The following is a 12,844-nucleotide window of genomic DNA, read 5'->3' as shown; positions in this document are numbered from 1 at the left end:
GCGCGCGCCAGCGCCGCGCGGCTGCTGGCATTGTCGTCGGCCACCAGCACGCGCTCGATGCCTGCCGGTCCCGGCGGCGCCGGCGGCGTGCCGGAGTCCCGCCCGAAGCGGGCCGAGAAGCGGAAGCACGCGCCTTCGCCGGGCGTGCTCTCGACGCGCAGGTCGCCGCCCATCAGCGCCACCAGGCTCCGGCTGATCGCCAGGCCCAGGCCGGTGCCGCCATACTTGCGGCTGGTCGAGCTGTCGGCCTGCGAGAAGGCTTCGAACATGCGCTGCTGCTGCTCGAGGGCGATGCCGATGCCGGTGTCGCGCACCGCGAAGGCGAGTTCGATGCAGCGGTCTTCGGTGGCGCCCGCCTCGATCGACAGCACCACCTCGCCGCGCTCGGTAAACTTGATCGCGTTGCCCACCAGGTTCAGCAGCACCTGCTGCAGGCGCATCGGGTCGCCCACCAGTCGTGCGGGGACGGCGGGAGCCACCGCGAACACCGGCTCGATGCCCTTGTGCCAGGCGCCGGCCGCGCCCAGCACGGCGACGCTGGCCAGCACCTCGTCGATGCCGAAGGCGGTGCGTTCCAGTACCAGCTGGCCGGCCTCGACCTTCGAGTAGTCGAGCACGTCGTTCAGCATCGACAGCAGCGACCTTGCCGCCATCTGCATGCGCGTCACGTAGGCGCGTTCGCGCCGCTCCAGCTTCGCTTCCTCGAGCAGGCGCGCCAGCCCGATGATGGCGTTCATCGGGGTGCGGATCTCGTGGCTCATGTTGGCCAGGAACTCGCCCTTGGCGCTGCTGGCCGCCTCGGCCGCGCGCAGCGCTTCCTCGAGGCGCGACTGGGTGCGTTTCAGCTCGGTGATGTCGGAATGCAGCATGTAGAAGCCGCGCACGCAGCCGGCCTCGTCGAAGTCGGGGATGTAGCTGCCCCAGGCATGGATGACTTGGTCGCTGCCCTTGCGCTGCAGCTGGCGCTCGAAGAACTGCGGCTCGCCGGCCAGCACGCCGTCGAGATAGGGCTTTACCTGTGCCATCTGGATGTCATCCAGCAGTTCCCGGACGCTGTGGCCGATCACCGCGCCGGCCGGGCGGCCGAGCCATTCCAGGTAGGGACGGTTCGCAAACTGGCAGTGCAGCCCGGCGTCCCAGTAGCCGACCAGGGCCGGCAGGTGGTCGGTCACGGTGCGGATCATGCGCTCGCTCTGCTCGAGGCGCTGGCTGGCGGCGCGCAGGGCGGCGTCGGTCCGGACCCGCGCCGTGATGTCGCGGATGGTGCCGTGCAGGATACCCTTGCCGCCGATGTCGAGGCTGTTGAGCAGCACGTCGGCGTGGAAGAGCGTGCCGTCGCGGCGCATGTGGGTCCATTCGAACTGGCAGCTGCCCGTATCGAGTGCTCGGCGCAGGTATTCGTGCTCCAGTTCGTCGGAGCGGCGGCCGCCGGGCTGGAATTCGGGCGAGACGCTGGTCGGCCCCAGCTGCAGCAGCTCGTCGAGGCCGGCGCAGCCGAACAGCGCGACCGCGGCCTGGTTGGCGCTGATGAAGCCGGCGCCGATCGCGATCAGCACGTGGGCATCGGCCGCGCCTTCGAACAGGGTGCGGAACAGGGCTTCGTTGTCGCGGTTGCGCTCTTCCTGGCGCTTGCGCTCGGTGATGTCGAGCACCACGGCGTTGATGCCGACCAGTTCGCGCTCCGGTCCGTACACCGGGTAATAGCTGCAGATCCAGTGGCGCATCACGCCCGGCGCGGCCGGCGAATCGCCGCTGTCCTCGACCTCGACCAGCGGGCGCCCGCTCTTCAGGACGCGGCGGTAGGGCTCCTCGATCGCGATGCCGCGCTCGCCCAGCAGCTCGGGCAGGGTGCGGCCAATGTGGCTGGCGGCCGGGATCGCGTTCACCGCCGCCAGGTAGTCGTTGATCATGATGACGCGCAGCCCGCGGTCGAGGAAGGCCAGGCCGACCGGGGCGCTGGCGTACACGGTGGCGAGCAGGGCGCTCGAGCGCTGCAGCTCGTTGGTGCGCGCAGCCACCAGCGCTTCCAGGCGGTGGCGGTACTGCAGCAGGTCGCCCTCGACCTTGCGCAGCGCGCGCGCGACCGCCGCCGCTTCCTTGGTGCGGAGTTCCGGGATCGATAGCGGCTGGCCGCGCCCGAGGTCGGCCGCCGGCTCGGTCAGGGCCCGCACGTCGCGCGCGATCGAGCCGCCGATGGCCCAGGCCAGCAGCACGCTGATGCCGAGCAGGGAGCCGATCCCGGCCAGGGTGGTGGCCGGTGAGCGGCCCAGCAGGTCGCGCGCCGCGTGGCGCGGGAAGGCGATCGCCACGGTCCAGCCGTGCATCGGGGTGCTGGCATAGGCGGCGTTGACGGTCTCGAAGCCGGGCCGCGCCAGGGTCGTGATGCCGCTCGGGCTGCGCGCCAGCGCCGCGCGCAGTTCGGGCGGCACCGGCGCTCCGGTGCCCTCGACGGGTTCGCCGTTGCGCGCCACCAGGCGGCCATGGTTGTCGTAGACCTGGGCATCCCAGTGCTCGGGCAGCTGCTGGCCGGCGAGCAGTCCGGCGACCCGGCGCGGGCGCTGTTCGACCGACAGCGCATACGCCACCTTGCCCTCGCGCCAGACCGGCACCGCGATCGAGATCACCCAGGGCTGGGCCGCATCCCCGCGGTGCAGGCCCGAGGTGACCGCACTGCCGCTCTCGAACACGCGCCGCACGTCGGCTTCGTTGCCGCCCGAGCTCAGGGCAGTGCCCCAGGCATGCCGGGTATCGACCAGGTCGCGCCCGTCCGCGCCGCTGAGGACGAAGGCGTAGACCGGGAATTCCGGGCGCAGCAGGCGGCGCGCGGCGGCATGGAAGGCGGCGAGGTCCCCGGCCGCCAGGCTGGGCTGGCTGGCGAGGGCGCGCGCGGCGGTTTCGCCGTTATCGAGGTCGCGGTCGATGGCCGCCGCCAGGGCGCGCGCGATCATCTGCGCGTCCTGCGCCACGTGCTGGGCTTCGCGGCGGCCGGCGTCGCGCGCGAACGCGAAATAGCCGAGCAGGATCGGCAGCGCGCAGGCGAACACCAGGGTGACTAGCCGCGCGCGGATCGAGGGAAGGAATCGTCGTTGAAACAACAGCACTGCAAGCTCCGGCTACCGCGGAGCCCACGCGCCGCCACAGTGCATGTTACTTGAGGCGGCGCGCCAATGCCATGCTCGCGGGCCTGGCCAGCCGCGGGCGGCGCTCAGGCATACTTTGCCAGCTCCAGCTTGGCGATCGCGTTGCGGTGCACCTCGTCCGGTCCGTCGGCCAGGCGCAGGGTGCGGTTGCCGGCCCACTGGTAGGCCAGCGGGAAGTCGTCCGACACGCCGGCCGCGCCGTGGGCCTGGACCGCCCAGTCCAGCACCTGCTGGGCCACGCTCGGCGCCAGCACCTTGATCATCGCGATTTCGGACTGGGCCCGCTTATTGCCGACCGTATCCATCAGCCAGGCCGTCTTGAGGGTCAGCAGGCGCGCGGTGTCGATGCGGATGCGGCTTTCGGCGATGCGTTCGCGCCACACGCCCTGTTCCGAGATCTTGCGGCCGAAGGCGACCCGGCTGTCGAGCCGCCGGCACATCAGTTCGAGCGCCCGCTCAGCCACGCCGATCGCCCGCATGCAGTGGTGGATGCGGCCCGGGCCCAGGCGGCCCTGGGCGATCTCGAAGCCGCGGCCTTCGCCCAGCAGGATGTTCGAGGCCGGCACGCGCACGTCCTCGAACAGGATTTCGCAGTGGCCGTGCGGCGCGTCGTCGTAGCCGAACACGGGCAAGGGGCGCTTGATGGTGACGCCCGGCGTGTCGCGCGCCACCAGGATCATCGACTGCTGCTGGTGGCGGGCCGCATCAGGATCGGTCTTGCCCATCACGATGAACAGTTGGCAGCGCGGATCGCCGGCGCCCGAGATCCACCATTTGTGACCGTTGATGACGTAGCTGTCCCCTTCACGTTCGATGCGGGTGGCGACGTTGGTGGCGTCCGACGAGGCGACGTCCGGCTCCGTCATCGCGAAGGCCGAGCGGATCTCGCCATTCAATAGCGGCTCGAGCCAGGCGCGCTTGTGTTCTTCGGTGCCGTAGCGTTCGAGGGTCTCCATGTTGCCGGTGTCGGGCGCCGAGCAGTTGAACACCTCGGGCGCCCAGGCCACCCGGCCCATGATCTCGCACAGCGGGGCGTAGTCGAGGTTCGACAGGCCTTCGGGCGCGCGTTCGGAGCGCGGCAGGAACAGGTTCCACAGGCCCTGCCGGCGCGCGAGCGGCTTGAGGCGTTCGACCAGCGCGGTCGGGACCCAGCGGTCGCCCTGTGCGCCGTTGCGGTCGACTTCTTCCTTGAAGGCCTTTTCGTTCGGGTAGATATGCTCGTCCATGAAGGCGAGCAGGCGGGTTTGCAGGTCGCGGCAAGTGTCGGAGTAGGCGAAATCCATGGGTCTTCCTTCAGTCAGGACGATGCGCGTTCGGCAAACTGCCAGGCCATCTCGGCCATCGGGCGCGCGGCCTTGCCGTTTTCCAGGGCCTGAGCGCTTGCCGCCGTACCGTCGACATAGCGCTTCATGATGCCCTGCATGATGCCGGCCAGGCGGAACAGGTTATAGGCCAGGTAAAAGTCGAAGTCCTCGCGGCGGATCGTGCGGCCGGTGCGGCGGCTGTACGCGGCGATGTACTCGTCCTGGCTGGGGATGCCCAGCGCCGGCAGGTCGAGGCCGGCGATGCCACGGAATTTGCCCGGCGGGATATGCCAGCTCAGGCAGTGGTAGGAGAAATCGGCGGCCGGGTGGCCGAGCGTCGACAGTTCCCAGTCCAGCACCGCCAGGATGCGCGGCTCGGTCGGATGGAAGATCATGTTGTCGAGGCGGTAGTCGCCGTGCACGATGGCGGTGTCGTCGCCCGGCGGGATGTGGCGGGGCAGCCAGTCGATCAGGCGGTCCATCGCCTCGATCGTCTCGGTTTGCGAGGCTTGGTATTGTCTGGTCCAGCGCTCGATCTGGCGCGCGAAATAATTGCCGGGCTTGCCATAGTCGGCGAGGCCGATGGCCGCGTAGTCGACCGTGTGCAGCTGGGCGATGACGCGATTGAGCTCGTCGTAGATGGCGGCGCGCTCCTCGCGGGTCATGCCGGGCAGCGACTGGTCCCACAGCACGCGGCCCTCGACATATTCCATCACGAAGAAGGCGCGCCCGATGACCGATTCGTCCAGGCACAGCGCGTACTGGCGCGCCACCGGGAAGCCGGCTTGATGCAGGGCGTCCATCACGCGGAACTCGCGCTCGATCGCGTGGGCCGAGGGCAGCAGCTTGGCGGCCGGGCCGGGTTTGGCGCGCAATACATACTGCTTGCCGCCGGCGGACAGCTTGAAGGTCGGATTCGACTGGCCGCCCTTGAACTGTTCGACGGCGGGCGCACCGCCCGGATAATCCTCGACATGCTGTTGCAGCCAGGCGCCCAGGGCGCCGGCATCGAAGCGCTGGCGCTCGGACACGGGCTTGGTGCCGATCATCTCCTCAAACATTGCGTCTCCCATCTCAAGGTCGGCCCCGCGCAGGCGGGGGCCTGGTTTTTATCGGACAATCATAGCTCAACCGCGAACGAACGTGCTTTTTTCAGCGCGATTTGCGGTACTGCTCGAACAGCTGCTCCATCGTGGTCCGGCGTGCCGCCGGCTGCAGCGCATCCAGCGGGCTGTGGTTCACGCCACGCACCACCCAGTCGAGCGCATCCGTGCCGACGTCGAGGGCGTTGATGCATCCCGGCGCCTGCGCCAGCCCGCCCAGGAACAGGCGCTGGCCGGTGAGGGCGAGCGACAGGATCGCGCAATTGACGCCGCCGTGCAGCACCAGCAGGACCGTGTCCCAGGATGGATCGGCGCGTAGCCGTTCAATCGCCGGATGGACGCGGTCCATCAGTTCGCCGACCGATTCGCCGCCCAGGAAGCGCTGTTCGGGCGGCACCAGGCCCTCGAAGACGCCGGTAAAGGCGCGTTTCAGCTCGGCGGTCGGGATCGTCGACAGGCGGCCGCCGCGGATTTCTTCCAGCTCCGGCCACGCCTCGGGCGCGAGCGCCTGCCTGGTGGCAGCCAGCACGCGCGCGGCGGTCTCCACGGTGCGCGGCAGCCCGGAGACGATCACCCGGTCGAAGCGCACGCCGGCAGCGGCAAACGCGCGGCCGGCCGCATCGGCCTGGGCCCGGCCGTCCTCGTTGAGCGGGACGGTTTCCGGCAGAAAGGGTTTGCCGGCGCCGTCGAAATACGTGACGCTGCCGTGGCGCATCAAGAAAATCCTGCGGCGACTGCTTGTCATATCGTCTCCATTTGCGTTATCCCAAACCGGGGTCAGACTCCGAAATTTGGCAATTTCTTATGGCTAGTTGCCAAAAACCGGAGTCTGACCCCGGTTTGGTGTTGATCATCTTACATGGAGAACGCGCTTGACGTTACGTATGGGCGACAGAATGTAATTCCGCAGGTTAATTTTTTCTGTTTCTGTCTTACAATTGCAGGACTAGTCCTACAAATTGTAAAAGGGTGACATGGCGAGGCCTGAAAAAGTCCGGCTGGGCGAGATCCTGGTGCATCAGAAGCTGCTGTCGGAAGAGCAGCTGAATGCCGCACTGGGCGACCAGAAGCGCACCGGGCGCAAGCTGGGCCGGGTGTTCGTCGAGAACGGCTATGTCACCGAGGAGCAGATCTCGGGCGCGCTGGCGCGCCAGCTGGGCATCCCCTACATCAACCTGAAGTTCTACAACATCAACCAGGACGTGGTCCGGCTGCTGCCGGAGACGCAGGCCCGGCGTTTCCGTGCGCTGGTGCTGGAAGACCGCAGCGAGACCATGCTGGTCGGTGTGTCCGACCCGACCGACCTGTTCGCCTACGACGAGATCGCGCGCCTCCTCAAGAAGGGTGTCGAGCTGGCGGTGGTTAACGAGACCGAGGTGCTGCAGGCGATCGACCGCATCTACCGCCGCACCGGCGAGATCACCGGCCTGGCGCGCGAGCTGGAGCAGGACCTGGGCGATACCACCTCAGTCGACTTCGGCGCGTTGGCGTCGAATTCCGGCCTGGAAGAAGCGCCGGTCGTCAAGCTGCTGCAGTCGGTGTTTGACGATGCCGCCCAGGTGCGCGCCTCGGACATCCACATCGAGCCGCAGGACGGCCGCCTGCAGATCCGCTTCCGCATCGACGGCGTGCTGCACCTGCAGACCGAGGCCGACATCAAGATCGCGACCCCGCTGGCGCTGCGCCTGAAGCTGATGGCCGACCTCGACATCTCCGAAAAGCGCCTGCCGCAGGACGGCCGCTTCGCGGTCAAGGTGCGCAACCAGCGGATCGACGTCCGTATCTCGTCCATGCCGACCCAGTACGGCGAATCGGTCGTGATGCGTCTGCTGAACCAGGTCGGGATGAACCTGCGCCTTGATGCGATCGGCATGCATCCGCGCCTGGTGGAGCGTTTCCGCGCCATCGTCCAGCGTCCGAATGGCCTGGTGCTGGTGACCGGGCCGACCGGTTCCGGCAAGACCACGACCCTGTACAGCGCGCTGGCCGAACTCAACTCGGTGGAAAAAAAGCTGATCACGGTCGAGGACCCGGTCGAATACCGCCTGCCGGGCATCAACCAGGTGCAGGTGAACGACAAGATCGAGCTGAATTTCGCGCGCGTGCTGCGCTCGGCCCTGCGCCAGGACCCGGACATCGTGCTGGTCGGCGAGATGCGCGACCAGGAAACCGCCCAGATCGGCCTGCGCGCCGCGATGACCGGCCACCTGGTGCTGTCGACCCTGCACACCAACGACGCCGCCAGCACCCCGCTGCGCCTGATGGACATGGGCGTGCCGCGCTACATGGTGGGCGGCTCGCTGCAGGCCGTGCTGGCCCAGCGCCTGGTGCGCGTGATCTGCGAAAGCTGCGCCCAGCCCCATGCGACCCCAGCCCCGGAACGCACCTGGCTGCGCGCCGAGCTGGGCGAGCGCGCCGAGAGCGTGCCCCTGTTCCACGGGCGCGGCTGCTCGCACTGCAACGGCACCGGCTACCGCGGCCGCACCGGCGTCTACGAGCTGCTGGAGATGACGCGCGCCGTGCACGAGGCGATCAACCACCCGGACCCCGGCCACTTCCTGAAGGCGGCGCAGGCCGAGATGCGCGGCGAGACCCTGCGCCGCAGCGCGGTGCGCCTGGCGGTGCAGGGCAAGACCACGGTGGCGGAAGCCATGCGGGTCAGTAACCAGCTCGACGATTGAGGTAGGACGTGCCATTCTTCGCCTACAAGGGCCGCAACGGAAGCGGCGAACTGGTGGCCGGCGTGCTGGAAGGCGCCGACAGCGGCGCGGTCGCCGACCAGCTGTTCGGCGGCGGCGTGACGCCGCTCGAGATCAGCCCGACCACGCGCAAGACCACATCGGCATCGGCCGGCGGCGGCGAGGAAGGCCTGTGGCAGCGCCTGACGAAGAAGAAGGTCACTTCGCTCGACGTCCAGCTGTTCAGCCGCCAGATCTATACGCTGCTGAAGTCGGGCGTGCCCATCATGCGCGGCCTGGCCGGCCTGCAGGAATCCGCCGTCAACAAGAGCTTCGGCGCCGTGATCCGCGACCTGCGCGAGTCGCTCGACGCCGGCCGCGAACTGTCGACCGCGATGCGCCGCCACCCCGAGTGCTTCACCCCGTTCTACCTGGCGATGGTGCGGGTCGGCGAGATGACCGGCCGCCTGGAGGAAGTGTTCCTGCGCCTGTTCGACCACCTCGAATTCGACCGCGACATGCGCGAGCGCGTGAAGACGGCGCTGCGCTATCCCAGCTTCGTGATCGTCGCGATGGCGGCGGCGATGGTCGTGGTGAACATGTTCGTGATCCCGCAGTTCGAGAAGGTGTTCAACAGTTTCCACGCCGAGCTGCCCTTGATGACGCGGATCCTGATCGGCACCTCGCGCTTCACGGTGGCCTGGTGGCCGGCGTTCGCCGTCGGCGCGGCCGGCGCGGTGGTCGGCTTTCGCGCCTGGACCCGCACGACGCCCGGCAGGCTGGCCTGGGACCGCTACAAGCTGCGCCTGCCGATCGCCGGCAAGATCATCCACAAGGCGACCATGGCGCGCTTTGCCCGCAGCTTCGCGTTGTCGATCCGCAGCGGCGTGCCGATCGTGCAGGCGCTCACCGTGGTGTCGCAGACGGCGGACAACGCCTACCTGGCGATGCGCATCGAGCAGATGCGCGACGGCGTCGAGCGCGGCGAAAGCATCCTGCGCACGGCCGGCAACGCCCAGGTGTTCACGCCGATCGTGCTGCAGATGATCGCGGTGGGCGAAGAATCCGGCTCGCTCGACGACCTGATGGACGAGATCGCGATGATGTACGAGCGCGAGGTCGATTACGAACTGAAGACCCTGTCGAGCCAGATCGAACCGATCCTGATCACCTTCCTCGGCGCGATGGTGCTGGTGCTGGCATTGGGTATTTTCCTGCCGATCTGGGACCTGGGCAAGGCGGCCCTGCACAACAAATGAAGAAGCCATTCCGGAAAAAACGGCAGGGCGGCTTCACGCTGCTGCAGTTCGCCCTGGTGGTACTGGTGTCGAGCATCGTCAGCGCGGTGGCGCTGAACCGCTTCGAGTATTACCGCGAGCAGGCCGAGATCGCGGCGGCGCGCCAGGTCGTGGCCTCGCTGCGCACTTCGCTCCAGGCCAGGGCCGCCCAATTGCTGTCGACAGGCCGGGAGCGCGAGCTGCAGCAGCTGGCGTCCGCCAATCCGATGAACCTGCTGCTGTGGAAGCCGGAGAACTACCTGGGCGAATACTACGCGCCGGATCCGCAGCAGATCGGTGGCGCCGGCTGGGTGTTTGACCCGCGCGACAGATCGCTTGTGTACTTGCCAAGAAACGCCAGAAGTTTTTCTTTTGGTTCATCAAAATTGCTCAGATTCAAGGTAGAATTTGTGAGAATTAGCAATAAAAGCCTCGCCCTGAATCAAGTCAGCGGGTAGGCGGCCGTTAACCACGCTATGCGGTGCCCAATCCGCAAGCATCTCAAAACCATCATTATTCGGAGAGTTTAATGAACAAGAACTTCAAGGTCCAGGCGCAAGGCGGCTTTACCCTGATCGAACTGATCGTCGTGATCGTTATTCTGGGCATCCTGGCGGCGACGGCTCTGCCGAAATTCGCCAACCTGGGCGGCGACGCGCGTTTCTCCAGCCTGAAGGCAGCCGCCGGTTCGCTGAATGCCGTCGCTGCGATGACCCACGGGCGCTACCTGGCCAACACCTCGGGCACGCCGCTGTCGACGGTCAACATCGAAGGCGGCAGCGTGGCGATGAGCACCACGACCGGTTACCCGACCGCGGTCGCGGGCCTGGCCGATGCGGCCGGTATCACCAGCGCGGATTATACGATTCTGAGTGCCGCAGGGGGCGCCAGCGGCAACAAGCCCCTGGTGCCGGCAAATTCGATCGTGATCATTCCAAACACCATCGCAGGCACCCCGGCCGCACTGACCTGCAACCTGACCTACACCGCCGGCACGGCCGCCGCCAGCCCGGCGCCGGTGATCGCCGTCAACGCCACGTCGGGCGACAACTGCTGATAGGCCGATGGGACACCGTGGCTGTCGTCCGCTCACCGGCGTGAGGCCGCGCGCCAGCCACGGTGTCCAGTCCCGCGCCGCGGGTTTCACGATGGTCGAACTGATCGTCGTGATGATCCTGGTCGGCATCCTCGGCGCCATCGGCGCCGCGCGCTTTTTCAGCCGCACCGGTTTCGATGCCGCCACCTTTGCCGAGCGCGGCGCCGCCATGCTGCGCTACGGCCAGAAGCTCGCCATCGCCCAGAACCGCCCGGTCTACGTTCAGGCCAGCCCGCAGGGCCTGGGGCTGTGCTACAGCAGCGCCACCCCCTGCGCAGCCGCCGACCAGGTGCGCACGCCGGCCGGCACCAACAGCGGCAGCGCCGCCAGCCGTGCGTTCTGCGCCGTCGGCGGCAGCTACGTTACGGGCTGGGAGTGCGAAGGCGTGCCCAACGGCGCGAGCATGACCCTGAACCCTGGCGCCGCCGGGTCCTTCTACTTCAACGGCCTGGGCCGGCCCTACCTGGTCACCGACACCGGCGACAGCAGCTTCGCCGGCCTGACCCTGACCGTCCAGGGCGACGATCTCACCCGCACCATCTCGGTCGCGCAGGAAACCGGCTATGTTTTCTGAACGCCCGCCCCTGCGCCAGCGCGGGGTGACGATGGTCGAACTCATCCTTTTCATCGTCATCGTGGGCATCGCCGTGGGCGGGATCCTCACGGTGATGAACATCTCCACCCGCGGCAGCGTCGATCCGTTACGCCGCAAGCAGGCGCTGATCATCGCCGAAGGCCTGCTCGAAGAAGTCGAACTGGCCAGGTTCTCGTATTGCGACCCGGCCGATCCCGACGCCGGCGATGCCGCTACCGTCAAATCGAGCGCCGACTGCAAGACGACCCCGGAGAAATGGGGGCAGCTCAGCCCCGAACCCACCGATGCCGCCAGCGGGCGCCCTTTCGATAACGTCAACGACTACGTGAGCGCGCCGCAGACCTGGACCGCTGCCTTCGACGATGCCGGCGGCGTGCTGGTCGACGCCAACGGCGTCGCGCTCGGCGTGAGCGGCTATACCGCGCGCCTGACGATCGCGCCGGCGTCCCTGAACGGGATCGGCAGCGACACCGACACGGCGGCGGACACCGACGTCCTGCGCATCACCGTGCAGGTCAGCTACGATGGCGGGAGCGTGACGCTGGACGGCTACCGCACGCGTTACGCGCCCAACCACCTATGACGCGGCGCCCGGCACTGCCGCGCCGGACGCGCGGTTTCACCCTGGTCGAGGCGGTCCTGACGATCGCCATCATTGGCATCGTCGCCGGCATCGTCGCCGTGTTCATCCGGGCACCGATCCTCAGCTATCGCGACACGGTCGACCGCGCCGAGCTGACCGACCAGGCCGACCTGGCGCTGCGCCGCATGGCGCGTGACATCCGCCTGGCGCTGCCCAACAGCGTGCGCGTGAGCGACGCCGGCGATCACCTGGAGCTGCTGGTGACGCGTTCGGGAGCCCGTTACCTGTCGGCGGACGATGGCGTGAGCGCGGCGCCAGTCCTGAGTTTCGACAGCCCGGGCAGCAATACCTTCACCGCAGTCGGCACGCCGGGCAGCTTCAGGCAGGTGAAGGCGGGCGACTATGTCGTGGTGTACAACCTCGGGCCGGGCTTCGAACCCGCGAATGCCTATGCACTCGCGGCCACCGGCGTCACCACTTGCCCGACCTCGTCGACGGCCGGCGCGGCCGGGAACATCGCCTGCATCAATGCGGCGCCGGTCACGACGACGACCTCGATCAACGGCCAGGACATCCCGACCGTGACGATCACGCTGGCCGGCAACCCCTTCGCCTACCAGCAGGCGCCGCTGACGTCGCCGCTGCAGCGCTTCCAGGTGGTCGCCGGCCCGGTTAGTTTCTACTGCGCGCAAAACACCGACGGCCGCCTGGCGCTATGGCGCGCCTGGGACTACCCGATCGTGAGCGACCAGGCCGTGCCCAGCGCCGGCAAGCGTGCCCTGGTGGCGAGCGGCCTGGCCACCTGCAACGACATCTTCAGCTACGGTACCGCGGCCTCGCGGCGCACCGGCCTGGTGCGCATCGCGCTGTCGCTGCGCGGTCGCACCGATGCGCCGGCCGCCATCCGCCTGGTGCACCAGGTCCACGTCGACAATACGCCATGAAACACATCCTCCGCATCCGCCGGCGCGAAGCCGGCGTCGGCATCGTCACCGCGATCTTCCTGCTGGTCGTGCTGGCCGGCCTGGGCGTGGCCATGGTCGGGATCTACACCTCGCAGCAGGGCAG

Annotated in this window: 11 protein-coding genes; 7 read left to right on the top strand and 4 right to left on the bottom strand. The window is 68.1% G+C overall.

Annotated features, from left to right (window positions below; translation table 11 throughout):
* From ACI48D_RS25040 to ACI48D_RS25025, 4 genes are all read right to left on the bottom strand, one after another.
* Positions 1-3,101 (bottom strand): PAS domain-containing protein (locus ACI48D_RS25040; RefSeq protein WP_435573958.1); only part of this gene is annotated, 3,101 nt, incomplete at its 3' end.
* Positions 3,102-3,205: 104 nt separating this feature from the next.
* Positions 3,206-4,423 (bottom strand): acyl-CoA dehydrogenase family protein, encoded by a 1,218-nt coding sequence (locus ACI48D_RS25035; RefSeq protein ID WP_435573957.1) that lies wholly within the window; start codon positions 4,421-4,423, stop codon positions 3,206-3,208.
* A gap of 14 nt (positions 4,424-4,437) precedes the next feature.
* On the bottom strand, positions 4,438-5,505 hold the full coding sequence (locus tag ACI48D_RS25030) for a phosphotransferase (RefSeq protein WP_435573956.1): 1,068 nt from the start codon (positions 5,503-5,505) through the stop codon (positions 4,438-4,440).
* Between the two features lie 91 nt (positions 5,506-5,596).
* Entirely contained in the window at positions 5,597-6,262 is a 666-nt protein-coding gene (locus ACI48D_RS25025) for a histidine phosphatase family protein (RefSeq protein WP_435573955.1), read from the bottom strand.
* Between the two features lie 259 nt (positions 6,263-6,521).
* Between ACI48D_RS25025 and ACI48D_RS25020 the strand changes: the two genes are divergently transcribed.
* The 7 genes from ACI48D_RS25020 (at position 6,522) to ACI48D_RS24990 (ending at position 12,720) form a co-directional block, all read left to right on the top strand.
* Positions 6,522-8,228 (top strand): GspE/PulE family protein, encoded by a 1,707-nt coding sequence (locus tag ACI48D_RS25020; RefSeq protein ID WP_435573954.1) that lies wholly within the window; start codon positions 6,522-6,524, stop codon positions 8,226-8,228.
* Between the two features lie 8 nt (positions 8,229-8,236).
* Entirely contained in the window at positions 8,237-9,484 is a 1,248-nt protein-coding gene (locus tag ACI48D_RS25015) for a type II secretion system F family protein (protein ID WP_435573953.1), read from the top strand.
* Positions 9,481-9,960, top strand: coding sequence for a type II secretion system protein (locus tag ACI48D_RS25010; protein ID WP_435573952.1), 480 nt, complete (start codon positions 9,481-9,483; stop codon positions 9,958-9,960). Before ACI48D_RS25015 ends, ACI48D_RS25010 begins: the two co-directional genes overlap by 4 nt.
* 71 nt (positions 9,961-10,031) lie before the next feature.
* Positions 10,032-10,559, top strand: coding sequence for a type II secretion system protein (locus tag ACI48D_RS25005; protein WP_435573951.1), 528 nt, complete (start codon positions 10,032-10,034; stop codon positions 10,557-10,559).
* A gap of 7 nt (positions 10,560-10,566) precedes the next feature.
* Positions 10,567-11,172, top strand: coding sequence for a pilus assembly FimT family protein (locus tag ACI48D_RS25000; protein ID WP_435573950.1), 606 nt, complete (start codon positions 10,567-10,569; stop codon positions 11,170-11,172).
* Entirely contained in the window at positions 11,162-11,776 is a 615-nt protein-coding gene (locus tag ACI48D_RS24995; protein ID WP_435573949.1) for a type IV pilus modification PilV family protein, read from the top strand. The genes ACI48D_RS25000 and ACI48D_RS24995 overlap by 11 nt, the downstream gene beginning before the upstream one ends.
* Entirely contained in the window at positions 11,773-12,720 is a 948-nt protein-coding gene (locus ACI48D_RS24990; RefSeq protein WP_435573948.1) for a prepilin-type N-terminal cleavage/methylation domain-containing protein, read from the top strand. Before ACI48D_RS24995 ends, ACI48D_RS24990 begins: the two co-directional genes overlap by 4 nt.
* The last annotated feature ends 124 nt before the right edge of the window (positions 12,721-12,844 follow it).

Origin of the sequence: Massilia sp. LXY-6 (assembly GCF_051233485.1) — a bacterium.
Classification (GTDB): domain Bacteria; phylum Pseudomonadota; class Gammaproteobacteria; order Burkholderiales; family Burkholderiaceae_D; genus Telluria.
The sequence above is the reverse complement of the archived record's forward strand: the minus strand, read 5'-3'. Positions and strand labels throughout refer to the sequence as shown.